The organism is Natrononativus amylolyticus (assembly GCF_024362525.1).
GTDB lineage: Archaea > Halobacteriota > Halobacteria > Halobacteriales > Natrialbaceae > Natrononativus > Natrononativus amylolyticus.
The window spans coordinates 480,192-500,927 of the sequence record NZ_CP101458.1 but is presented as its reverse complement, the minus strand read 5'-3'; the positions used below and the strand labels follow the sequence as shown (position 1 = coordinate 500,927).

Below are 20,736 nucleotides of genomic sequence, written 5' to 3'. Positions count from 1 at the left end.
TCGCCGGTCAGCCCCGAAGTTCGCGCAGCTTCTCCCGGCCGGGGGCGATCAGTTCGTCGAGGTAGCTCGCGAGCGTCCCCTTCGCGTCGGCGGGGTGGAGTTCGCCGGACTCGAGGTCCGCCGCCAGCGTCTCGTAGGACTCGTAGGTGAGGTCCCCGCCGTACTTCTCGGGGCGCTCGACCGTGATCGACTCGAAGCGGGGGAAGACGTGGTACTCGAACAGCTCGAGCACGGGGTTCTCGAGGTCGCCCTCCGGGTTCCGGGTCGGCGGGCAGAAGGCCGAGTTGACCTTTTCCTCGAGCTCTTGGGTCGAGTCTTCCATCGAGATGGTGACGCCCGCACTCGAGGACATCTTCCCCTCGCCGGTCGTCAGATCGGCGACGATGGGGGTGTGCAGACACGGCCGGCTCTCGTAGCCGATGCTGGGAAGCTCCTCGCGGGCGAGCATGTGGACCTTGCGCTGGTCCATCCCGCCGACGGCCAGATCGAGGTCGAGATACTCGATGTCGAGGGCCTGCATCAGCGGGTAGACGACGTGGCTCACCTTCGCGGTCTCGCCGCCCTGGATCTCGGCCATCGCGCGCTGGGCGCGCTTCAGGGTGGTCTCGAGTTCGAGGGCGTGCAGATCGAGGACGTACTCCTCCTCGAGCTGGTAGGTCGAGCCGTAGACGAACTCCGTTTTGTCCTCCTCGAGGCCGTAGGCGAGAAACTGCGCGCGCATCCGTTCTGCGGTCTCTCGGATCTCCTCGAATGTACCCTTCCCGTTGAGGTAGGCGTGGACGTCCGCCAGCAGGACGACGACCTCCATCCCCGCGTCCTGGAGGTCGATGAGTTTGTTCGCGGTCAGCAGGTGGCCCAGATGAAGCACCCCGGAGGGCTCGTAGCCGACGTAGGCGCGTTTGCCGTCGGGGTCGGCGGCGAGTTCGCGCACTTCCTCGTCGGTCACCACCTCGTCGGCGTTTCGCGTGATCAGCTCGTAGGCGTCCATACGTGGACGGTGCCGGAGGAGGGATTTATCACTTTGTGAACGCCGCTAACAGCCCCACGCGGAGGCGAGCGGTCACCAGGGTTTGAACACCGTCTCGACCCGGTCGCGGGCGGTTCCCGCGAGGTAGCCGGTCGCCGCGCCGACGCCCGCTCCCACCGCACCCGTCGCGGGACCGCCGAGGCCGCCGACTTTACCGCCGAGTTTCGCGCCGCGGGCCGCCCCGCGGGAGGCGTGTTTCGATCGCAGACAGGGTGGCTCGAGTCGCACCATGACTCGAGCTATCGGAGGCGGTCGCCATAACAGTTGACCTCGAGACGGGCGCTCACGGCCACTCGAGCGCGTCAGGAAGTGCGTCGAACTCACCGCCGTCGTACCGGTGTGCGCGCCAGCCTGCGGCGACCGCGCCCTCGACGTCGGCGTCGCTGTCGCCGACCATCGCGTACTCGGCGGCGGGCAGTCGGCGCTCGAGCAGGTCGAACGGCTCGGGGGCCGGTTTGTGCGCGCCGGCGTCGTAGGAGGCGACGAAGGCGTCGGCGTACCGCTCGAGCCCGACGGCCTCGAGTTTCGCCCGCTGCCACGACGACACGCCGTTGGTCAGGACGCCGATCCGGTGGTCGGCCGCGAGGCGCTCGAGGTCGGCCGCCGCGTTCGGTGCGGGTCGGCTGGCCGCGAGTTCGGCCCGGTGGAGGGCGTCAGCGAGGGCGGCGGCGTCCGCGCCGGGGACGGCGTCCGCGAACGCGGATCGGACGGGGTCCGGCTCGCAGGCGCCGAAGTGCGAGTAGAACGCGTCGGTGTACGCCTCGAGTCGCTCCGCCGTCGGCTCGCCCCCGGCCGACTCGACGGCGTCGGCCAGCAGGCGGTCGTACGGTCGGTCGAACTGGACGAGGGTGCCGTCGAGGTCGAAGACGATCGCGCGCATACCCCAGAACGGGCGGCGAAACCGATAGTCGTTACGCGTGTGATCAGTCGGCGCCGGTCGGACTCGAGGCGCCCGCCTCCGCTCCCGCGGAGCGCCAGTAGCCCTGGACGTACGCGCCGACGAACATCCCGGCGATCCCCCAGAGGATCGCGTAGTTGCCGATGCCGAGGCTGGCGTAGGCCGCGCCGGGGCAGATCCCTGACAGCCCCCAGCCGACGCCGAAGACCCCGCCCCCGAGGACGACGTTCCTGTCGAGGGTCTTGAGCCGGCGGCGGTAGACTGCGCCGGTCATCGGCGCCCGCCCCAGCAGCCGGGGTGCGGTGAAGAAGACGAGCCCGGTGACGGCGGCGGCGCCGAACATCACGAACAGGAGCCCGAAGTCCTCGAACTGCAGGAACGAGAGGACGACCTCCGGCTTTGCCATCTCGCTCAGCGCGAGTCCGAAGCCGAAGATCAGCCCCCCGGCGAAGACGAGCGGCAGGAACAGCGGGTGTTGCTCGTGGTCTGCGCTCACGGCATCACCCCCGCGGCCTGGACGAGGTGGGCGGTTCCGATCGCGATCAGCAGGAACGTGATGACGCCGACGAACGACGCGCTCGAGGCCGAGCCGACCCCGCAGACGCCGTGACCCGAGGTACAGCCCTTCCCGAGACGCGTCCCGACACCGATGAGGACGCCGCCGAGGAGCAGCCGCCACCACTGGACGTCGGTCGTCCAGACGCCCTCGCCGAGGGCGATCGCGTAGACCGCGGCGCCCGCGACGATCCCGAGCGTGAAGACGACCCGCCAGTCACGGGAGGGGGCGTAGCGCTGGAACCGCGGGAGCTTCGAGCCGTACGAGAGCGTCGACTCGAGGAACGTGCTCGCGCCCGCGGCGACGCCGGTCCCGAGGTAGATGACGACGACGCCGAGGCCGACGAGCAGGCCCCCGATCGCGTAGTGACTGATCCCGTTGGGAAACGGCTCCGAGAGGACTGCAACGATTAGCTCCGGTGGAATCATTGCTCCAGCAAAGGCAGCGACCGCGTATGAATCCTGCGACGCGGTGAACGGTGCCCGTATCCCGGAGCGGCGGCTAGTCGGCGATCGTTCCCGAGGTGAGCACCTCGAGTTTCTCCGCGGTGTAGCCGAAGACGTCGCTGTAGCCGTACGGCGACATGAGAACGGGGTAGAACGGCTCCGCGGCGACCTGGGGTTCGCCGTCGGTGGCCGCGAACGCGTCGCCGGCCTCGACGCGCTGGAAGTTCTCGACGAACACCTCGTACTCGTCGGCCCGCTGCTTTCGGATGCTGTCGGTGAGCCGGAACACCGGAAGGTCTCGAGAGACGGTGTCGCCGGGGAGCACACCGACGGCGGTCAGAAATGCCCGCGTCAGTCGATCCGCGTTCTCGGCGGCCGTATCCGAGCCCTGGAGGCCGCACTCGACCTCGATCGTCTCGATCTGCGTGAACAGCCGCCCCTCCGCGAACGGGCCGGTTTCGACGATCGCGTTGACCGGTAGCTGCGGACACAGCTCCGTTGCCGTCTCCGACAGGCCGTTGACGATGGCGAACGGCTCCGCGTGGCTCTGGGTGGAGTGCATCGAGAAGGAGAGACAGTTCCGTAGCTCCGCGGCGAGTTCGTGGGCCAGACGTCCCTCGTGGGTGTCCGCCTCCGGCGAGCCGGGGAACGCGCGGTTCAGATCCTCGTCGAGGAACCGGACCTGTCGCTCGAGGGCCGCCTCGTTGGCGACGACGAGTTTGACCGGCCGTTCGACGGGCGGCCGTTCGTCGAGCAGTCGCTCGACGGCGCGAACGCCGCAGGGTTCGTCGCCGTGAACGCCGGCGACGACCGCGATTTCGGGCGTCCCCGACCCGAGCTGGGCAACTTTCATTTGCTCACACTAGGCGCGTCGTCCTCAAAGGCCGTTCGATCTCTCGCGAGAGCTGTTCGTGATCGAAGACGTTTGCCCGTTACTCGAGGCCGGCGGCGTACGCGAAATCGACGTCTCGAGCCGCCGGAACCCGTCCGTCGAGGGGAATCTGCCAGCCGTCGATGCGTTCGGGCTCCTCGAGGGCGTTCGTGAGCGTCGTTCGCACCTCGAGGACGTCGACGCCGTAGAAGTCCCGCGGCACGCCGTGGAAGTACTGGAGAGCAGTGCGAAACAGCGAACGCATTCCGTCGTCGTTCTCGAAGTCGATACGCTTGTAGGCGCCCGCTGCGACCTGGACCATCCCGTGGAGGAACATGCTCTCGCAGGTTCCCCGCCCGTAGTTGTACCACTCGTCCTCGAAGCAGTCGTGGCTCTCGTGGTACGCGCCGCTGTTGAACAGCCGAACGCCGTGGATCGTCGCCCGGCGTAAGGTGCCGTGCTCCCAGCGACCCGCCGACTCGAGCCACCCCGTCGGGTCCCCGTCGGGGGCGCCGACGGTAGGGTCGCGGGTGTGGTCGTCCATACCGAGTCTTCGGGCGGTCGTGGGGTAACTCCGTCGGTCGATCTACAGAACGTTCTTAATGCGTGTACCGTTGTGGCGGAGGGCTTATTCGAACGGGGCCGTTTTCCACATTCAGATGTACTATCCACACGGACAGTGTGCTGACTGCGGCGGGCGTCTGTACGGACACATCGACGGCGGGTATCAGTGTCTGAACTGCGAGACGCGGTATCCCGACGACGAGTTCGACGACGGCGGGCGGGCGCGGACGGTTCCCCTCGCCAACTGAGCCGACACCTCGGCTGGTGTGCGTTCCCGGCGAGTTCGCTGCGTCGGGTGGCGAAGGCATTTATCCGGCGGCGGTGTAGCACTCCGAGAGTTTCCGTGTCCTCGAGTGGCCCCGACGAACCGGCGGACGACCGTCGGCTCTCCGAGAAGGAGCTGTTCGGACTCGTACTGGCTGGGATCGTCGTCCTGATGGCGCTCACTGGTTTCGTCCTCGTGCTGGGTGGCCCCTAACGTCGGCTCGAGTCGCCCCGGGTCCGGGGGTCGCCTTCGATCGCTCGGGCGGCGACGTACGTGACGAGTGCCAGACCGACCGCGGTGAACCCGATGATCGCGAACTGGAGCGTGCTTCTGAGCGGGTCGATCCCCCACGGGTTGACGAGCGCGTACAGTCCGATGAAGAAGACGAGGATCCCCAGCGGAATGAGGTTGACCGCGAGGTCGAGTGCCATCTCGGCGTCGAACGCGCTCCGACTCATACGACGCCTACGCGCCGACTCCATAAGTCGCTGTGGGGCCGGTCGAATCTGCGTACCCCCCGATCTCGGACGTCTCAGGCGCGTCGAACTCGAGGCAGGACGGCCGCTCCGGCCAGCGTGAGCGCGCCGGCGACGGCGATCGCGAGCCCGCGGCTCTCGAGTCCGACCAGCGTTTCGGCGCCGGTCCCACCCGCGAGCAGTCCCGTTCCCAGCCCGTACAGCGCCAGCCCGACCGCGACGAACGCGACCCCGAGGCCAGCAGCCAGTACTCGCGGACGCGAGAGGTAACCCGATTCGGAGAGGATGCCGACGAGGCTCCGCGCGAGGAGTACCAGTCCGCCGACGGCGACGGGAAACAGATCGAGGATGATGCCGACCTCGGCGCCGACGAGCCCCACTGCGATGAGAATCGGCCACGGACTCGTCCGCGGCGGCGAGTCGGCGCGGGTCGCGTGATCGCCCATAGGTCGGGTACGGAAGCGAGCCAGTTAGATCCCGCCCCGAGATGCCGGCGGCCGTGACTGTCAGCCGCCCGAGCCGGTTCAGACGTCGCGGGCGACGACGAACTCCGTGAACTCGAGGAGCTGGTCCGTCGCCGCCGGCTCGAGGTCGAGGCCGCGGACGTTCTCTCTCGCCTCGGCCGCCAGCTCGAGCGCGCGCTCGCGGGCGTACTCGATGCTTCCGGCGCCCTCGATGATCGACAGCGCCTCTACGATCTCCTCGTCGGTGTTCGTCTCGGCCCCGAGGATCTCCTGGAGGCGCTCGGCGTCGGCGGGGTCGCTCTCCTCGATGGCGTGGATGACCAGCAGCGTCTTCTTTCCCTCGCGGATGTCGTTGCCGAACTCCTTGCCGAACTCGCCGGCCCGGCCGAGCGAGTTCTCGACGTCTAAGATGTCGTCGCCGACCTGGAACGCGATCGAGGTGAGTTCGGCGTAGTCGGCGACCGCGGCCGTCACCTCGGGGGGCTGGTCGGCGACGATCGCCGCGAGCTGGGCGACGATCCGGCCGAGACAGCCGGTCTTGCAGGCGCACATCTCGAGGTACTCCTCGCGGCCGATGCGGACCTCGCGCTCGTTGTGCCAGTAGATGTCCATCCCCTGGCCGAGGTGGGTGCGGTTGAGTTCGTACATCAGCATCTCGTAGGCCGCGAGTCTGCGCTCTGCGGGCAGGTCGGCGGGGTCGTTCGTCAGGATCTTCAGCGGCAGGAAGTACATCGCGTTGCCCGCGTTGAGCGCGACGTCCTCGCCGTAGACGTGGTGGAGCGCGGGTTCGCCGCGCCGAATCGCCGCCCCGTCCTCGACGTCGTCGACGATGATCGTCCCGTTGTGCAGTATCTCGGGGATGCAGGCGTAGGGGAGGTAGGGTTCGGGATCCTCGCCGAAGGCCTCGAGGAAGACCAGAAAGAGGACGGCCCGCCACCGTTTGCCACCACGGTCGAGGAGGTCCCAGACCGGGTCGGACAGCGCACACTGGACGCCCTCGGGGTCGTAGCTGTAGGTCGCCTCGCCGAAGAACGACTCGAGGTACTCGGCATCGACTTCTCGTGGGAGGAGGTCAGCGATCGTCTCGTCGATCACCGGCCGCCACTCGGCAAGCGTCTCCCGCATACGTGAATCCCTCACAGAGCGGCGTGAAAAAGATTCAGTTCCGCCCGCGTCGGGTGCGGATCGGCGACTCGATGCCTCCTGTCAGCGCTCGACTCGCGGCTCGTCGGGCAGCCGCCGGCGCTGGCGGGCGTAGCGCGGGTGGTCGCCGGCGTAGACGTGATCGAACATCGTCTCGGGGTCGGGATCGGTCTCCGCCTCGGCGATTTCGACGGCCTGCTGGACGGTCTCGCGGGCGTCCTCGTACACCGCCTCGTCGTCCGCCTCGGTCCAGCCGACGGTCGTCTCGAGGTATTCGCGGGTTCGCTCGAGCGGACAGCCCCACTCCTCGCACTCGGACTCGTCGCGGTAGACGTTCGGATCGTCGGTCGTGGTGTGCGGTCCCTGCCGGTAGGTGACGGCCTCGATCAGCGTCGGCCCGTCGCCCCGGCGGGCGCGCTCGAGGGCGTTCTCGACGACGTCGTACACGGCGAGGACGTCGTTGCCGTCGACGCGGACGCCCTCGATACCGTAGGCGTCGGCCTTCTGGGCGATCGTCGCGCTCGCGGTCTGGCGCTCGCGTGGAACCGAGATCGCGTAGCCGTTGTTCTGACAGAAGAAGACGGCCGGCGCCTCGAAGACGCCGGCGAAGTTCAGCGCCTCGTGGAAGTCGCCCTCGCTGGTCGCGCCGTCGCCGAGGCTGGCCATCGCGGCGACCTCCTCGCCCTTGTAGTCTGCCGCCATCCCGACGCCGACGGCGTGGGGGAGCTGGGTGGCGATCGGGATCGTGATCGGGAACGTCCGCAGGCCCTCGGGGTCCTGGCGGTCGACGTAGTTCCCGCGGCCCATCAGGTGCCGAAGGATCTCGGAGAGCGGGATCTCCCGCGAGAGGTACATCGCGTGATCGCGGTAGGTCGGAAAGAGGTAGTCCGACGAGCGAAGCGCCATCGCCGCGCCGACCTGTGCGGCCTCCTGGCCCTGCATCGGCGCGTAGGTTCCGATCCGCCCCTGTCGGTGGAGGCTGATCGCCTTCTCGTCGAACGTGCGCGCGAGGACCTGCGTCTCGTAGAGCTCACACAGCGCGGCGTCGGAGAGCTCGGCCGCTCTGGTTCCGTGGTCGTCCTCGCTACCCGGCAACACCCGAACGATATCGTCGACTTGACTTGCCATCGAGTTCACCAACGGTCTATCGGAGAAACAGCGCCATCAGTAATAAAAGATCGCCAGGATACGGAATCGCCGAACGATCGTAACTGGTACTTAAACACGTTCTACGAGTTGGGAGTCACAGCGGGAGAACGCGATGCGAGACTGACAATCCCTCAGCCGTCACCGGTTCCCCAACAGTTAGGCTCCCCCGGTGGCACCCTCGGCACATGGTAACCTGGATCGGTGAAACCGTCACCAGCGACGTGGGGTGGGGCCATCTCGAGGAACTCGTCGACGTCGGCAACCGGATGGCCGGCAGTGACGGCGAGCGCGAGGCCGCCGAGCTGACGCGGGACGCACTCGAGAACGTCGGGGCTCGAGACGCTCGCCTCGAGACCTTCGACATCCAGGGGTGGACGCGCGGCGAGAGCTCGGTCGCCGCCGGCGACGTCGACCTCGACTGCATCGCCCTTCCCCGCAGCCCGTCGGGCACCGCGAGCGCCGAACTCGTCGACCTCGGCTACGGCCTGCCCGAGGAGTACGAGGAAACCGACCTCGAGGGGAAGGTCGTCATGGTCAGAAGCGACATTCCCTCTTACTACGACCGGTACGTCCACCGCCGGGAGAAGTACTATCACGCGGTGACCAACGGGGCGGCCGCGTTCGTCTACCGCAACCACGTCGAGGGCTGTCTGCCACCCACCGGTAGCGTCGGCACTGCCGACGACCCCATCGGCGACGTGCCGGCCGTCGGCGTCTCGAGCGAGGTCGGCGCCCGCCTCGCCCGCCGATTCGACGGCGAGGAGGTTACGGTCTCCGTCGAGGCCGACATCCGCGAGGCGACGAGCCAGAACGTTCACGCGGAACTCGGCCCCGACACCGACGGGCGCGTGCTCGTCACGAGCCACGTCGACGCCCACGACATCGCCGAGGGCGCCCTCGACAACGGCGCGGGCACCGCGATGGTGGTCGAACTCGCGAACGCCCTCGCGAAACGCGAGGACGAACTCGAGACGCGCGTCGAGTTCGTCGCCTACGGCGCCGAGGAGGTCGGCCTCGTCGGCTCCGCCCACCACGCCGAGACGACCGACCACGACTCGATCACGGCGATCGTCAACAACGACGGCGTCGTCCGCGGGCGAACGCTCTCGATGACAACCCACGGCTTCCCAGCACTCGCGGAGGCCGCCGAAACCGTCGCCGAGCGGTTCGGCCACCCGATCGAGACGATCCCCCGCCTCGGCCCCCACAGCGACCACTGGCCGTTCGTCCAGTGGGGGGTCCCCGGATATCACGTGATGAGCACGTCCGAGGAGGTCGGCCGCGGCTGGGGGCACACGTTCGCGGACACCCTCGACAAACTCGACCGGCGGGACCTCCCCGAGCAGGCGATCCTGCTCACCGAACTCGTGGTCCACCTCGCGAGCGAGGACGTCGAGATTCCCCACCGTCCCCCCGACGAACTCGTCGCGGATCTCGAGGCCCAGAACCTCGCCGAGGGGATGCGGATCACCGGCGACTGGCCGTACGACGACTGACCGCATCCGCACGTTTTTGGTCGCGCCGGCGGAACTGGGTCGTATGGAACGCGGCGCGTGGGCGGCGGGCGACGATCCGGTCGTCGGGATCGTCCCGGCGACGGGCGGGAGTACCGACGGCGTTGACCTCGAGGGACTCGAGTCGGCGGTCGCCGGGGCGGGCGCCTCGAGCAGCGTCGGCGAGTCGGTCGCCGCGGTGGACGTCGCCCCCGACGTGCTGGTAACCGTCGGCGAGGCCGCACTGACCAGTGCCGTCCGCGAGGGGACCGACGCGCCGATCCTTCCGATCGGTTCGATCCGGGGTATCGGCGCGGTCGCGCCCGAAGACGGGCCGGCGGCGATTCGGTCGCTGCTCTCGAGGGGTGCGACGGAGTGTCGGCGACCGCTGCTCACCGCCGAAACCGACGCCGGCGCGGCGCGGGCGCTGTTCGACGTCGCGCTCGTCACCGCCGAACCGGCGACGATCTCAGAGTACGGCGTCGACGCTCGAAGCCGGCGCGTCTCGCGGTTTCGCGCCGACGGCGTGGTGGTCGCGACGCCCGCGGGGAGTCGCGGCTACGCCGACGCCGCGGGCGGCCCGCAGCTCTCGGCCGACGTCCGCGCCGTCGCCGTCGTCCCGATCGCGCCGTTCGTCATGCAGACGCGCCACTGGGTGCTCCCCGACGACCGCCTCTCGCTGTCGGTCGAACGCGACGAGGGCGACGTCGTGCTCTGTGCCGACGACCGAACCGTCGGCGACGTCGACCCCGGTTCGTCCGTCTCCGTCGGCGCCACCGAGACGCTGTCGACGCTCGTCGTTCCGGAGAGTTCTCGCGAGTTCGTGTAGCCCCCGAGTCGAGTCGGCGACGGTCGCCGTCATTGGAAAAACTCTAATGGTCGAACGACCGTGGTTCAGGTATGATCACACCTGCGGTACTCGGACCCCTCGGCGTCCTCGGGACGGAGGTCGTCGGCGGCGTCACGATCATCGAGTTCGTCCTGCTCGGCCTCGTGGTCGCCAACCTGCTCGCACGCGCCATCGCTCACCGAACCTACGTCGCGACCGCCCGCGAGGACGGCGCCGACGCCGTCACGCGGAGCCTGTTCCTCGAGGTGACGAACGTGCTGATCGTCCTCGGCGGGTTCTTCTACATCACCGTCCACCTCCACGGCGGCGTCATCTTCACGGTGCTCGCGCTGGGGCTGCTCGTCACGGACTTCTTCGAGTTCGAGGCTCGCCTCGTCGAGGCCCGTACCGAGATTCCGCTCGAGCGCCCGAAGGGCGCGCTGGTCGCCTCGTCGCTGGTGTTCCTCTACATCGCCTACCAGTCGCTGTTCTTCATCATCCGCCCGCTGTGGGAACTGGTCGTCTGACCGGGTTCCGGACGATTCTCACCGGTCGCCGGTCGCGCTCCGAAAGCGACGCGGCTACTCGGCGCCCTCGCGCCAGACGTCCGGAAGCAGGTCGAACCGGCCGCCGAACTGGAGCGCGACGCCGACGAGCAGCGCTCCGAGAAACGCGACGATGAGGAGCGGTCGCCCCTCGATGCCGACCGCCATGAGGACCGCCGCGCCGACCCAGGCGAGCCAGCCGAGGCCCTCCCAGACCTCGCCCGCGTAGAACCGCCAGAGCGCGAGTGAGAGGACGAAGCCGCCGAGTGCGGCCGAGAGAAACAGCGCCTCGAGGTCGAACAGCACCGTCGCGCCGACGAGACTCAGAAAGCCGACCAGCGCGATCGTGTCGAATCGGTCCATCGCTGTCTTACCCGTCCGCCGGGCGGTAGATACCGGTGTCGAAACGACGTGGGCGGCGGCTCAGTGGTACCGGTCTCATCACTCGCCGCCGACGAGCGGGACGTGCTCGCGGCCTCTGAGCCGGTCGAGGTCGACGACGAACGACTCGAGGCTCGCTCGGGTGACGTGGGGCATACAGACGATCCGAAGTTCGCCCGCGGCGGTCCGAGAGATGCGCCACCCCTCCTCCCGAAGGGCGTCGAACAGCGGCGCGGGCACGGCGGCGGCGACCAGCGGCAGCGTCGGCTCGACGACCGCGAACCCGCGCGAGGCGAGTTCGCCGGCCAGCCAGGTCGCGTTCGCCATCGACCGCTCGTACTGGGCCGCGTAGCCGTCCGGCCACAGCTCCTCCATGGCGGCGACCGCGCTCGCGACGCCCGCGCCGGAGCGCGTACCGGTGAGCGTCGCCTGGGAGGTCGACTCGAGGTAGGGCGTGTCGACCGCGAGTTCGTCGAGCAGCGCCGCCTCGCGGACGAGCAACCCGCCGGCGGGAACCGCCGCCTGCCCCATCTTGTGCGGGTCGATCGCCATCGTATCCACCGGGGCGTCGGCGAAGCTCCAGTCGTAGTCCGTAAAGGGAAGGACGAACCCGCCCCAGGCGGCGTCGACGTGACACAGTGCGCCGCTCTCGCGGGCGATCGCAGCCAGCTCCGGGATCGGATCGACGCGGCCGTACTCCGTCGAGCCCGCGACGCCCACCACGAGCGCCGTGTCGGCGTCGACGGCCCGGCGAACCGCCTCGAGGTCCGCCCGGCGCTCGTCGTCGAGGGGAACGACGCGGAGGTCGACCCCGAGAACGTCGGCGGCCTTTCGGAGGCTGAAGTGGCCGGAGTCGGGCATCACCACGTTCGGCCGGCGCGAGTCGGCCCGGTCCCGGGCGATCCGCACCGCCTGGATGTTCGCCTCGGTTCCCCCGCTGGCAACGTAGCCCGCGGGCGCTTCCAGCCCGGCCACGTCGCCGAGAAGCGAGATCGCCCGGCGCTCGAGGCGCGCGACCTGCGGGTAGGTGCCGGGGTCGCCGGGGTTGGTCGCGAGAAACCGTTCGGCCGCATCGCGAGCGACCGGGTGTGGCTCGGTGCACATCGAGGAGAGCACCCGATCGAACTCCTGTGGCTCGGCCTCGCGAGCGGCGTCCATACCACCACATCCGTCAGCGGGATGTTATGGATTGCGTTCTCCGATGCGGCTGTGAGGCGAGAGCGAACCGCGAGTCAGCACTCGTTGTACTCGTCGACGCGGTACATGTCCTCGACGATGAGGTCGTTACAGTGCTCGATGTACGTCTCGAAGTCGTGGTCGTTGCCCCACCAGTCGGTCACGTCCCAGTCCTGGAAGTTACAGGTGCCGCCCTCGGCCGAGCCGTGCCTGCCGAGGGCATCGTTCCACTCGGCCCACTCGTAGGCGTACCAGCCCAAAATGTCGTCCTCCCGGTTGACGTAGTTGTAGACCGCACCGAACGCGTTCTCGAGCCCCGGCTGGAGGTTCTCGTGATCCGGCCAGTCGTTGGGGACGGCGCCGCCGGGCAGGTGCATACTGCGAACGGCCTCCCACTCGACGCCCGCCTCCTCGAAGTAGTAGGGGACGGTGAGCGCGACCCGCACGCCCAGCGAGTGGCCCATGATCCGGACCGTCGGATCGTTCCCGTGGAGGTGCCGGTAGTCCCTGACGAACTGCGCCAGTTTCTTGCCGTTCCACCAGGCGATGTCCTTCGACGTGTCCCAGCCACAGTCCGAATCCCACCACCAGCCGATCACCTCGCCGTCGTAGCCGCCCGCGTCGAGGTACGTCGCGGCGTTCTCGAAGGCCCCCTGGGCGTCCTCTTCGCCCTTGTTCTTCCAGCCGTGGACGTGAACCAGCAACTCGTCCGCACAGCCCCGGTCGAAACACGGGACGTCGTTCGTCTCGTAGCTGTCCAGGTCCTCGAGTGCGTTTCCGTCACAGTCGAAGTGGTTTCGCGTCGAGACGTACCCCGTCGGCCAGTCGTCGGCCGTGACGGCGGTCGTGGCGAGCCCCAGCGTCGCTCCCGCGGCGCCGGTCGCGCGCAGGAGACGTCGTCTAGTCGTGCGTGACATTGTGATGCAACGTACCGGTCACGCCTCGCCCGTAAATAACTTATGACCGCTGGAAATTTCCATCCCCGTGCACGTTCGCACTCGCCTCCGCGAAAACGCCGTGAGCACGTCGACTCGAGGCGATCGAAAACCGGCCGGTGCGAGCGATACCCCGCTCTACCGCACCGAGTCGAGCAACAGCCGCTGTTCGACGCGTTTGACCTCGTGCTGGACGTCGCGAACGGCGTCGATGTTCGCCGAAATCGAACTCACACCCTCGTTGACGAGGAACTTGACCATCTCGGGCTTCGACCCCGCCTGGCCGCAGATGCTCGTCTCGACGCCGTGTTCCCGACAGGTCTCGATGACGTCGCCGATCAGCCGCAACACGGCGGGGTGGAGCTCGTCGAACCGGTCGGCGACGTTCTCGTTGTTCCGGTCGACGGCGAGGGTGTACTGGGTGAGGTCGTTCGTCCCGAAGGAGGCGAAGTCGATCCCGGCGCCGGCCATCTCCTCGACGCCCAGCGCGGAGGCGGGCGTCTCGATCATCACGCCCCAGCTGCGCTTTTCGGGGTCGATTCCCGCGTCGACCAGCAGCTCCTTCGCCCGGTAGACGTCCTCGGCGTCGTTGACCAGCGGGAACATGATCTCGACGTTGTCGTAGCCCATCTCGTACAGCCGGCGGAACGCCTCGAGTTCGTAGCCGAACAGCCCGGGTTTGTCGAGGCTGCGGCGGATGCCCCGGTAGCCGAGCATCGGGTTGTGCTCGTTGGGCTCGCTCTCGCCGCCGGCGAGCTGGCGGAACTCGTCCGTCGGGGCGTCGAGGGTTCGCACGCGAACCGGACGGGGGTAGAACTCGTCGGCGACGGCCCGGATGCCGTCGATGAGTTCGCCGACGTAGGCGTCCTCGCCGTTGTCCTCGATGTACCGCTCGGGAGTCTTGCCCAGCGAGAGGATCATGTGCTCGACCCGCAGGAGCCCGACGCCGTCCGCACCGGTCGCCGCGGCCCGCTGGGCCGCTTCCGGGATGGAGACGTTCACCTTGACCTCCGTCGCGGTCATCGGCTTCACCGGCGACTGCGGGCGCACCTCCTCGACCGGCTCGCGCTCGTCTTCGACCTCCTGGCCCTCGAGGATCGTGCCCTTGTCGCCGTCGATGGTGATGAACTGGCCGTCTTCGAGGACCGTCGTCGCGTTGGTCGTGCCGACGACGGCGGGGACGCCGAGCTCTCTGGAGACGATGGCGGCGTGGCTGGTCATGCCGCCCTCGTCGGTGACGATCCCCGCCGCGCGTTTCATCGCGGGCACCATGTCGGGGGTGGTCATCTCGGTGACGATGATGTCGCCCTCGCCCACTTTGTCGAGTTCGTCGAGCTTGCGGACGATCTTGGCCGCCCCGGTCGCCTTCCCCGGGCTCGAGCCGAGGCCGTCGACGAGGACGTCGCCGCTGCCCCCGGCGTCGGCCGCCCCGCTCCCGGCGGCCTGGGTTCCGCTGCCGTCGGTGACCTCCGCGCTCGCGGCGTCGGCCGCCTGCTCCTCCGTCCGCGCGGCGTCGTCGCTGATCGTCGTGATCGGACGCGACTGGAGCATGTAGTCCTCCTCGCCCACGATCGCCCACTCGACGTCCTGGGGGGTGTCGTAGTGTTCTTCGACCTGCTCGCCGAGTGCGACGAGGCGATCGAGTTCGGCGTCCGACAGCACGCGCGCCTCGCGTCGTTCCTCGGGCACCTCGCGTTCGACGGTTTCGCCCGTCTCCTCGTCTTTCTCGTGCATCACCTTCTTGTCGGCGACGGTGACGTCGACCGAGCCGTCGGCTCTGGAGACGACGTAGTTATCCGGGGAGACGGCGCCGGAGACGACGGCCTCGCCGAGCCCCCAGGCGGCCTCGATGATCATCGTCGGATCGCCGGTCGAGGGGTGGCTCGTAAACATCACGCCGGACTTCTCGGCGTCGACCATCTGCTGGACGACGACGGCGATGTTCACCGTCGAGTGGTCGAACCCCTGCTCCTGGCGGTAGTAGATCGCCCGCTGGGTGAACAGCGAGGCCCAACAGCGGCGAACGCGATCGAGAAGGTCCGACTCGGTGACGTTGAGGAACGTCTCCTGTTGGCCCGCGAAGGAGGCGTCCGGCAGGTCCTCCGCCGTCGCCGACGAACGGACGGCGACGAACGCCTCCTCGTCCGTCGCGCCGACCTCGCGGTAGGCCGCGAGGATCTCCTCGCGTAGCTCCTCGGGAAACGGCGTCTCCTGGATCAGTTCCTGCGCTCGATCGGCCGCCCCGGCCAGCGCGCTCGAGTCGTCGACGTCGACGTCGACGGCCTCGAACAGCTCCTCGTCGATCCCGGCCTCCTCGATAAACGTCCGGTACGTCCCCGCGGTGACGACGAATCCCGGCGGAACCGGAAGCCCCGCCCCGGTGAGTTCGCCCAAAGAAGCACCTTTGCCGCCGACCGCCTCGAGGTCGTCGGCGTCGATCTCGTCCAGCCAGAGTACAGCCATCTGTACCTGCAGAGACACCGAATCGAATAAAGAACCTTGCGAACAGTGCGCCACATTCGTGACTCGTAAGCGAATGAGTTTCTCGCTTAGCCTCCACCATACCGGCGGCACGCCCCGTGGTTAGAAACCACACTACCGGCGGGTCTTCGTCGCCGTCGCTGCAGGTTAGGCCTCGAGAATGCCGTCGTCTTCGTCCTCGGGCACGACGAGCGTGCCGTCGAGTGCGGTGACGCCCCGACCGCCGACCCGAACCGCGTCGTCGATCCTGACCCGCACCGTTCCGGGGCGGTCGACGTAGTGGCCCTGCTCGAGTCGACACTCCTCGGGGAACGGATCGAGCGCGCCGTAGCGCTCGAGGTAGGCCCCGACCGCGCCGCTCGCGGTTCCGGTGACCGGGTCCTCCGGAACGCCGGCGCCGGGGGCGAACATCCGCCCGTGGAGCGTCGACTCCGCGGCGAGCGTGTCGAAGGTGAACAGGTAGAGACCGGTCGCCTCGACCGCGTCGGTGAGCGCCTCGACGGCCGCCATGTCGGGGACGGCGTTACCGACGTCCCGCAGGTAGGTGATGGGCACCATCAGAAACGGCAGGCCGGTCGAGGACACCGCGAGCGGAAGGTCGGCGCCGACGCCCTCGAGCCCCGTCACCTCGACGCCGAGGGCGTCGGCGACCTCGCCGTAGTCGAGGTCGACCTCCCGAATGTCGGGGTCGTCCTGGGTCATCCAGACGGTGCCGTCGGACTCGACGTCGATCTCGAGGACGCCGACGTTCGTCTCGAGGGTCGTCGTTCCGGCCTCGAGGCCCTCCTCGTGGAGGTGCGAGAACGACCCGATCGTCGCGTGCCCGCAGAGGTCGACCTCCTGGGTGGGCGTGAAGTAGCGGATTCCGTACTCCGCGTCGGAACTCGAGCGGAGAAAGGCCGTCTCGCTCAGGGCGAGTTCGCGGGCGATCGACCGCATCTGGTCGGGCGCGAGGTCGTCGGCGTCGGGAACGACGCCGGCGGCGTTTCCGGCCAGCGGTTCGTCCGTGAAGGCGTCGACCTGCAGGACGCGAATCGTCTCCATACCGACGGTATTCGACGGTGGCGGTATCAATCCTCCGTCGGCGTCCGAAAACGGGTCGCCGTCGGCAACCGATTTACCCGTCCGGCCCGACTACGAGTCATGCACGGCGCAGACGGGCCGACCGGCGACGAACTCGAGCGCACCGCCGGCCAGGCCTGGTTCGCCGGCGGCCTCTTCGTCGGCTTCGGTGCCGCGCCGCTCGTCGCGCTCGTGATCTACGGCATCGCGAGTCGGTTCTTCGAGAGCTCGCTCGCCGCGCTCGTCGTCCTCGCCGCCGCGCTGGTGAGCTTCGCGCTGGGGCTCGCGTACATCGCGCTGGCGCGAACGCTCGAGGAGTGAGCCGAAACCGCTACTCGAGTCGCCCGCCCGCGATCGACACGGAGAGCGTTCCCGCGGCGTCCTCGGGGACGGCCGCCGAGGCCGTCACCGTGTGCCCCAGGTCGTCCGACGACTCGCCGCCGATCTCGAATCGCTCGCGGTCGCCGTCGACGTCGACCCAGTAGCTGCCGGGTTCGCTCGCGACGACCGCGATACGCAGCGGAACCGTTGCTCCCGGCTGCGGTCGGCCGCCGAACGTCACCGACTCCAGGTCGAGGCTCGCGCCCTCGAGGTCCACCTCGAGGGCGCGCTCGAAGGTGGTCGTGTACACCGGCGGCTCCCGGTCGCCTCCGCCGTCGCCGTTGCCGTCGTCGGGCTCCTCGGTGAGGATTTCGACGCCGAGATCCGCCTCGACGTTCGCGATCCGGTTGCAGATCGTCTGTTCGGTCGAGCCGGCGAACAGCAGCCCCACGAGTTCGCCGTCCTCGAGGAAGACCGCGGAGCCGCTGTCGCCGGGTTCGGACATGTAGCCGGTTATCAGCTGATCGCGGAGGGTGATCGTTCCCCCCTCGCCGAAGTCGACGTTGACGCTCGCGCTCGTCGCCTCGACCGTCGCGCTCGTCACGCCCGTCGTTCGCCCGGTCTTCGTGACCGTCTCCTCGCGCAGTTCCTCGTAGCCGTCGCGGCGAACCCCCGTCGGCCACTCGTCCTCGAGTTCGAGGTACCGGTCGCTCTCCCGGTCGCGGTCGACGGATCGTGCGGCGACGTCGACCCGGACCCCGTCGTCGATGGGAACGTAGCCGACCAGTGCCCCGACTTCGTCGTCGCTCTCGCCGCCGTCCTGGGGCGACGGCTGGAGGATCGGCTCGCCGAGGTCGGCCTCGTTCGAGCGGGCGTAGACGTGGTTGTTCGACAGCCGAACGAGGTCGTCGGCCCCGACGGCGTCACTCCAGACCGCCCCGCTCGCCTCGTCGGTCGCGTCCGCCGTGACGCGAGCCGGGTAGGGGCCGCCCGTCCCCGCCGTCGAGATCGCATTGATCTCGCTCACGCCCGCGGGGACCGGCCGGTGGCGCTCCCCGCGTCCCTCGAGCGCCTCGGGAATCACCTCGAGCGTCGACAGCGGCTCGTACCCCGCTCGCTCGTCGTCGTAGCCGGCGTCGACGACGTCGACGGTTACGTCTGCGTCGGTCTCCTGTACGCGCTTTTTCACGTCGTCCTCGTCCGCGAGCGTCTCGGGCGGCATCTTCTGTGAGACGAACACCTTCACCCGGTTCTCCGCCTCGTTGTAGTCGACGCCGATCACGTTCGCACACTCGAGGAGGTACTCGTAGTCTCGGGTCGTTGGCATGGTAGTGATTCACCTGAATACCGAGAGGTAATAGCCGACGGTCGATAGGTGTATGTGGCTATCGCGTAGAACGAACCGTCGGTACCGCGTTTCACCCCACTTAAGGTGGGCGCTCGCCTCGGTCGACGTAGGTGGCCACCAGCAATGTCCGACCTACCGGACGACTTCAACTGTACGATTACCAACTGGGAGTACATTTACAGCCTCTGTCGGGACGTCAGCGACGACGTCCGCCGGGACGACTTCGAACCGGACGTGATCGTCGCGCTCGCCCGCGGCGGCTGGTTCGCCGGCCGGTGTATCTGTGACTTCCTCGGGATGGACGATCTGGCGAGTCTGAAGATGGAACACTACGTCGGCACCGCCCAGAAATCCGGCGAGCCGACGGTTCGGTACCCGATGCCCGAGGGGAGCGTCGAGGGAAAGGACGTGCTGATCATCGACGACATCGCCGACACCGGGGGCTCGATCAAGCGCGCTCAGGAGTACGTCGAGGAGCGCAACGCGGGGTCGGTCCGGACCGCGACGCTCCAGCTCCTCCAGACCAGCGAGTTCGAACCCGACTACATCGGCGAGCGCCTCGAGGAGTGGGCCTGGATCGTCTACCCCTGGAACTTCATCGAGGACATGATCGACCTCATCTCCGGCGTGATGGAACAGGCCGATCAGGACTCGTTCTCGAAGGCCGACGTGCGCCACTACCTGAACGAGTTTCACAACGTCGAGCGCATCGAGATGGAGATCGCCCAGCCCAACCGGCTCACGGAGGTGCTGACCGAGATGGAGCGCCGCGAGGTGATCGAGATGAGCGCGCCCGGCGAGTGGGTGCTGCTCGAGTGAGTGCGTCTCGACTCCCGTCTCAGTCGGTCGCCGGCGAGGCGACCGCCTCCGCCGTCTCCTCTTCGTCTTCCTCCTCGACGATCGACTCCTTCCAGGTGCCGCGGGTGAAGTAGGCGATCGCGGCGATCGCGCCGACGACGTCGCCGGCGACGACGCCGATCCAGATCCCGGTCGTCCCCCAGCCGGCGACGAAGATGAGGTAGTAGCTCACCGGGACGCGGGCGATCCAGAGGGTGACGACCGAGAAGACGAGCGCCGTCTTCGTGTTACCCGCGCCGCGAAACGCCCCGAGGATCACCTGGAGGACGCCCATGAAGACGAACATCGCCGCCGCGACCTGCAGGTACGTGGTGCCGTAGGCGAGCGTGTCCGCCCGCCCTTCGACGTCGGCCGTGAGGAAGACGGCGACGATCGGTTCCGGGAACAGGAACGCGATCAGCCCGGCGGCGAGCATGATCGCGGCGATCACGCCCGAGGCGACCCACGTCGCCGTCTCCGCCCGGTCGGGCTTGCCGGCGCCGAGGTTCTGGCCGACGATCGTGTCCGTCGCCTGCCCCATCCCCATCGCCGGCAGGAACGCCAGCGAGATCAGCCGGTTGCCCAGCCCGTAGGCGGCGACGACCGCGGGCGGGAACGTCGCCACCATCGCCGTCATCGTGATCATCGCGAGCGAACTCATCGACTGCTCGAGCGCCGTCGGCACGCCCAGCCGGGTGATCTTCGAGACGTACTCCCAGCGCGGGACGAGGTGCTCGGGCTCGATGTCCGGACCGACGTCCGTGTAAAACAGGACGTAGAACCCGACGGCCGTCGCCACCGCTCTCGAGAGGACGGTGGCGACGGCGGCGCCCTGGATCTCGAGGCGGGGGAACGGGCCGACGCCGAAGATGAGCAGCGGGTCGATCGCGAGGTTGATGACGACGCTGATCACCATCACGCGCATCGGCGCGCGGGTGTTGCCGTAGCCGCGCATGAGCGAGACGAAGATGAAGAAGCCGAACAGAAAGGGCATCCCCAGAAAGAAGATGCGCATGTAGTCGGCCGCCAGCGGGATGATCCGGGCCTGCGTCTCGGCGTCGGCGGGCAGCAGGCCGAGCATCGCGTCGGTGACGAAGTAGCCCAGGATCCCGAGGACGATCGCGACGATGGTGATGAACGAGAGCGTCTGACCGGCGATCAGCCCTCCCTTGCCGCTGTCTGCGCCCGTGTGCTGGGCGATGAGGATCGCGCCCGCGGCGGTGAACCCGCCGCCGATCGAGATCAAAAAGAAGATCAGCGGAAACGCGAGGCTCAGCGCGCCAACGGCGTCCGGCGAGAGCGCGCCGAGCCAGAAGGTGTCGCCGACGTTGTAGGCGACCTGCAGGAGCTGGATGACCACGAGCGGCCAGGCCAGCAGGAACATCGGCCGGAGCAGCGTCCCCTCCGTCAGGTCGCTGTCCGCGCCCGGCTCCGTCTCGGACGACATTACGAACCGAAATAGCACTCCA

The 20,736-nt window shown here is 68.4% G+C and carries 25 protein-coding genes; 7 read left to right on the top strand and 18 right to left on the bottom strand.

Annotated elements, in window-relative coordinates:
• Positions 1 to 7: 7 nt before the first annotated feature.
• The 7 genes from NMQ11_RS02480 to NMQ11_RS02450 form a co-directional block, all read right to left on the bottom strand.
• Positions 8 to 988 carry a tyrosine--tRNA ligase gene (locus tag NMQ11_RS02480; protein WP_255169810.1) on the bottom strand — a complete coding sequence of 327 codons (981 nt, stop codon included), beginning with the start codon at positions 986 to 988 and terminating at the stop codon, positions 8 to 10.
• 72 nt (positions 989 to 1,060) lie between these two features.
• Positions 1,061 to 1,258 (bottom strand): hypothetical protein, encoded by a 198-nt coding sequence (locus NMQ11_RS02475; RefSeq protein WP_255169809.1) that lies wholly within the window; start codon positions 1,256 to 1,258, stop codon positions 1,061 to 1,063.
• 52 nt (positions 1,259 to 1,310) lie between these two features.
• Positions 1,311 to 1,907: an HAD family hydrolase gene (locus NMQ11_RS02470; RefSeq protein WP_255169808.1), complete on the bottom strand. Its 597-nt coding sequence runs from the start codon at positions 1,905 to 1,907 to the stop codon at positions 1,311 to 1,313.
• A gap of 43 nt (positions 1,908 to 1,950) precedes the next feature.
• Positions 1,951 to 2,421, bottom strand: coding sequence for a DUF6691 family protein (locus NMQ11_RS02465; RefSeq protein ID WP_255169807.1), 471 nt, complete (start codon positions 2,419 to 2,421; stop codon positions 1,951 to 1,953).
• A complete protein-coding gene (locus NMQ11_RS02460) occupies positions 2,418 to 2,909 on the bottom strand; it encodes a YeeE/YedE family protein (protein ID WP_255169806.1) in 492 nt (163 codons plus the stop codon). The genes NMQ11_RS02465 and NMQ11_RS02460 overlap by 4 nt, the downstream gene beginning before the upstream one ends.
• A gap of 73 nt (positions 2,910 to 2,982) precedes the next feature.
• Complete coding sequence (locus NMQ11_RS02455; protein ID WP_255169805.1) at positions 2,983 to 3,780, bottom strand: M14 family metallopeptidase; 798 nt, start codon at positions 3,778 to 3,780, stop codon at positions 2,983 to 2,985.
• Positions 3,781 to 3,859: 79 nt separating this feature from the next.
• Positions 3,860 to 4,342, bottom strand: a complete 483-nt coding sequence (locus NMQ11_RS02450) for a DUF309 domain-containing protein (protein ID WP_255169804.1) — start codon at positions 4,340 to 4,342, stop codon at positions 3,860 to 3,862.
• A gap of 115 nt (positions 4,343 to 4,457) precedes the next feature.
• Between NMQ11_RS02450 and NMQ11_RS02445 the strand changes: the two genes are divergently transcribed.
• Entirely contained in the window at positions 4,458 to 4,610 is a 153-nt protein-coding gene (locus tag NMQ11_RS02445) for a hypothetical protein (RefSeq protein WP_255169803.1), read from the top strand.
• 95 nt (positions 4,611 to 4,705) lie between these two features.
• The gene (locus NMQ11_RS02440) at positions 4,706 to 4,840 is read left to right on the top strand and encodes a hypothetical protein (protein WP_255169802.1); all 135 of its coding nucleotides are present in this window, start codon (positions 4,706 to 4,708) and stop codon (positions 4,838 to 4,840) included.
• Here NMQ11_RS02440 and NMQ11_RS02435 read toward each other — a convergent pair.
• The 4 genes from NMQ11_RS02435 to pdhA form a co-directional block, all read right to left on the bottom strand.
• Entirely contained in the window at positions 4,837 to 5,085 is a 249-nt protein-coding gene (locus tag NMQ11_RS02435) for a DUF6684 family protein (RefSeq protein WP_255169801.1), read from the bottom strand. The genes NMQ11_RS02440 and NMQ11_RS02435 overlap by 4 nt on opposite strands.
• A gap of 74 nt (positions 5,086 to 5,159) precedes the next feature.
• On the bottom strand, positions 5,160 to 5,549 hold the full coding sequence (locus NMQ11_RS02430; RefSeq protein ID WP_255169800.1) for a DUF7541 family protein: 390 nt from the start codon (positions 5,547 to 5,549) through the stop codon (positions 5,160 to 5,162).
• A 78-nt stretch (positions 5,550 to 5,627) separates the two neighbouring features.
• The gene (locus NMQ11_RS02425; protein WP_255169799.1) at positions 5,628 to 6,692 is read right to left on the bottom strand and encodes a polyprenyl synthetase family protein; all 1,065 of its coding nucleotides are present in this window, start codon (positions 6,690 to 6,692) and stop codon (positions 5,628 to 5,630) included.
• 81 nt (positions 6,693 to 6,773) lie between these two features.
• A complete protein-coding gene (gene pdhA, locus NMQ11_RS02420) occupies positions 6,774 to 7,847 on the bottom strand; it encodes a pyruvate dehydrogenase (acetyl-transferring) E1 component subunit alpha (RefSeq protein WP_425607697.1) in 1,074 nt (357 codons plus the stop codon).
• A 197-nt stretch (positions 7,848 to 8,044) separates the two neighbouring features.
• Here pdhA and NMQ11_RS02415 point away from each other — a divergent pair, with 197 nt between their 5' ends.
• The 3 genes from NMQ11_RS02415 (at position 8,045) to NMQ11_RS02405 (ending at position 10,708) form a co-directional block, all read left to right on the top strand.
• Positions 8,045 to 9,355, top strand: a complete 1,311-nt coding sequence (locus tag NMQ11_RS02415; protein ID WP_255169797.1) for a M28 family peptidase — start codon at positions 8,045 to 8,047, stop codon at positions 9,353 to 9,355.
• 43 nt (positions 9,356 to 9,398) lie between these two features.
• Positions 9,399 to 10,181 carry an NAD(+)/NADH kinase gene (locus NMQ11_RS02410; protein WP_255169796.1) on the top strand — a complete coding sequence of 261 codons (783 nt, stop codon included), beginning with the start codon at positions 9,399 to 9,401 and terminating at the stop codon, positions 10,179 to 10,181.
• A 71-nt stretch (positions 10,182 to 10,252) separates the two neighbouring features.
• Positions 10,253 to 10,708 carry a DUF7313 family protein gene (locus NMQ11_RS02405; protein ID WP_255169795.1) on the top strand — a complete coding sequence of 152 codons (456 nt, stop codon included), beginning with the start codon at positions 10,253 to 10,255 and terminating at the stop codon, positions 10,706 to 10,708.
• Between the two features lie 54 nt (positions 10,709 to 10,762).
• On the opposite strand, the gene NMQ11_RS02400 is transcribed toward NMQ11_RS02405, so the two are convergent.
• The 5 genes from NMQ11_RS02400 to NMQ11_RS02380 all read right to left on the bottom strand — a co-directional run bounded on the left by NMQ11_RS02400 (position 10,763) and on the right by NMQ11_RS02380 (position 16,743).
• The gene (locus tag NMQ11_RS02400) at positions 10,763 to 11,089 is read right to left on the bottom strand and encodes a hypothetical protein (protein WP_255169794.1); all 327 of its coding nucleotides are present in this window, start codon (positions 11,087 to 11,089) and stop codon (positions 10,763 to 10,765) included.
• A gap of 78 nt (positions 11,090 to 11,167) precedes the next feature.
• Positions 11,168 to 12,265, bottom strand: a complete 1,098-nt coding sequence (gene mfnA / locus NMQ11_RS02395; protein WP_255169793.1) for a tyrosine decarboxylase MfnA — start codon at positions 12,263 to 12,265, stop codon at positions 11,168 to 11,170.
• Between the two features lie 74 nt (positions 12,266 to 12,339).
• The gene (locus NMQ11_RS02390) at positions 12,340 to 13,200 is read right to left on the bottom strand and encodes a hypothetical protein (protein WP_255169792.1); all 861 of its coding nucleotides are present in this window, start codon (positions 13,198 to 13,200) and stop codon (positions 12,340 to 12,342) included.
• A 156-nt stretch (positions 13,201 to 13,356) separates the two neighbouring features.
• Positions 13,357 to 15,681: a phosphoenolpyruvate synthase gene (gene ppsA, locus NMQ11_RS02385; protein WP_255169791.1), complete on the bottom strand. Its 2,325-nt coding sequence runs from the start codon at positions 15,679 to 15,681 to the stop codon at positions 13,357 to 13,359.
• A 165-nt stretch (positions 15,682 to 15,846) separates the two neighbouring features.
• Positions 15,847 to 16,743 carry a PhzF family phenazine biosynthesis protein gene (locus NMQ11_RS02380; protein WP_255169790.1) on the bottom strand — a complete coding sequence of 299 codons (897 nt, stop codon included), beginning with the start codon at positions 16,741 to 16,743 and terminating at the stop codon, positions 15,847 to 15,849.
• A gap of 99 nt (positions 16,744 to 16,842) precedes the next feature.
• On the opposite strand from NMQ11_RS02380, the gene NMQ11_RS02375 reads away from it, so the two are divergent.
• A complete protein-coding gene (locus NMQ11_RS02375) occupies positions 16,843 to 17,082 on the top strand; it encodes a hypothetical protein (RefSeq protein ID WP_255169789.1) in 240 nt (79 codons plus the stop codon).
• A 10-nt stretch (positions 17,083 to 17,092) separates the two neighbouring features.
• Here NMQ11_RS02375 and NMQ11_RS02370 read toward each other — a convergent pair whose 3' ends face one another.
• Positions 17,093 to 18,409, bottom strand: coding sequence for a S1 family peptidase (locus NMQ11_RS02370; protein WP_255169788.1), 1,317 nt, complete (start codon positions 18,407 to 18,409; stop codon positions 17,093 to 17,095).
• A 144-nt stretch (positions 18,410 to 18,553) separates the two neighbouring features.
• On the opposite strand from NMQ11_RS02370, the gene NMQ11_RS02365 reads away from it, so the two are divergent.
• A complete protein-coding gene (locus NMQ11_RS02365) occupies positions 18,554 to 19,249 on the top strand; it encodes a phosphoribosyltransferase (RefSeq protein ID WP_255169787.1) in 696 nt (231 codons plus the stop codon).
• A 19-nt stretch (positions 19,250 to 19,268) separates the two neighbouring features.
• Here the strand turns inward: NMQ11_RS02365 and NMQ11_RS02360 are convergent, their stop codons facing one another.
• Positions 19,269 to 20,714, bottom strand: coding sequence for an MATE family efflux transporter (locus NMQ11_RS02360; protein WP_255169786.1), 1,446 nt, complete (start codon positions 20,712 to 20,714; stop codon positions 19,269 to 19,271).
• Between the last annotated feature and the right edge of the window lie 22 nt (positions 20,715 to 20,736).

What these genes read in the sequence shown, in the direction of transcription:
- NMQ11_RS02480 (WP_255169810.1), bottom strand. Translation starts at nt 988, where the DNA reads ATGGACGCCTACGAGCTGATCACGCGAAACGCCGACGAGGTGGTGACC.
- NMQ11_RS02475 (WP_255169809.1), bottom strand. Translation starts at nt 1,258, where the DNA reads ATGGTGCGACTCGAGCCACCCTGTCTGCGATCGAAACACGCCTCCCGC.
- NMQ11_RS02470 (WP_255169808.1), bottom strand. Translation starts at nt 1,907, where the DNA reads ATGCGCGCGATCGTCTTCGACCTCGACGGCACCCTCGTCCAGTTCGAC.
- NMQ11_RS02460 (WP_255169806.1), bottom strand. Translation starts at nt 2,909, where the DNA reads ATGATTCCACCGGAGCTAATCGTTGCAGTCCTCTCGGAGCCGTTTCCC.
- NMQ11_RS02455 (WP_255169805.1), bottom strand. Translation starts at nt 3,780, where the DNA reads ATGAAAGTTGCCCAGCTCGGGTCGGGGACGCCCGAAATCGCGGTCGTC.
- NMQ11_RS02450 (WP_255169804.1), bottom strand. Translation starts at nt 4,342, where the DNA reads ATGGACGACCACACCCGCGACCCTACCGTCGGCGCCCCCGACGGGGAC.
- NMQ11_RS02445 (WP_255169803.1), top strand. Translation starts at nt 4,458, where the DNA reads ATGTACTATCCACACGGACAGTGTGCTGACTGCGGCGGGCGTCTGTAC.
- NMQ11_RS02435 (WP_255169801.1), bottom strand. Translation starts at nt 5,085, where the DNA reads ATGAGTCGGAGCGCGTTCGACGCCGAGATGGCACTCGACCTCGCGGTC.
- NMQ11_RS02430 (WP_255169800.1), bottom strand. Translation starts at nt 5,549, where the DNA reads ATGGGCGATCACGCGACCCGCGCCGACTCGCCGCCGCGGACGAGTCCG.
- NMQ11_RS02425 (WP_255169799.1), bottom strand. Translation starts at nt 6,692, where the DNA reads ATGCGGGAGACGCTTGCCGAGTGGCGGCCGGTGATCGACGAGACGATC.
- NMQ11_RS02415 (WP_255169797.1), top strand. Translation starts at nt 8,045, where the DNA reads ATGGTAACCTGGATCGGTGAAACCGTCACCAGCGACGTGGGGTGGGGC.
- NMQ11_RS02410 (WP_255169796.1), top strand. Translation starts at nt 9,399, where the DNA reads ATGGAACGCGGCGCGTGGGCGGCGGGCGACGATCCGGTCGTCGGGATC.
- NMQ11_RS02405 (WP_255169795.1), top strand. Translation starts at nt 10,253, where the DNA reads ATGATCACACCTGCGGTACTCGGACCCCTCGGCGTCCTCGGGACGGAG.
- NMQ11_RS02400 (WP_255169794.1), bottom strand. Translation starts at nt 11,089, where the DNA reads ATGGACCGATTCGACACGATCGCGCTGGTCGGCTTTCTGAGTCTCGTC.
- mfnA (WP_255169793.1), bottom strand. Translation starts at nt 12,265, where the DNA reads ATGGACGCCGCTCGCGAGGCCGAGCCACAGGAGTTCGATCGGGTGCTC.
- NMQ11_RS02390 (WP_255169792.1), bottom strand. Translation starts at nt 13,200, where the DNA reads ATGTCACGCACGACTAGACGACGTCTCCTGCGCGCGACCGGCGCCGCG.
- ppsA (WP_255169791.1), bottom strand. Translation starts at nt 15,681, where the DNA reads ATGGCTGTACTCTGGCTGGACGAGATCGACGCCGACGACCTCGAGGCG.
- NMQ11_RS02380 (WP_255169790.1), bottom strand. Translation starts at nt 16,743, where the DNA reads ATGGAGACGATTCGCGTCCTGCAGGTCGACGCCTTCACGGACGAACCG.
- NMQ11_RS02375 (WP_255169789.1), top strand. Translation starts at nt 16,843, where the DNA reads ATGCACGGCGCAGACGGGCCGACCGGCGACGAACTCGAGCGCACCGCC.
- NMQ11_RS02370 (WP_255169788.1), bottom strand. Translation starts at nt 18,409, where the DNA reads ATGCCAACGACCCGAGACTACGAGTACCTCCTCGAGTGTGCGAACGTG.
- NMQ11_RS02365 (WP_255169787.1), top strand. Translation starts at nt 18,554, where the DNA reads ATGTCCGACCTACCGGACGACTTCAACTGTACGATTACCAACTGGGAG.
- NMQ11_RS02360 (WP_255169786.1), bottom strand. Translation starts at nt 20,714, where the DNA reads ATGTCGTCCGAGACGGAGCCGGGCGCGGACAGCGACCTGACGGAGGGG.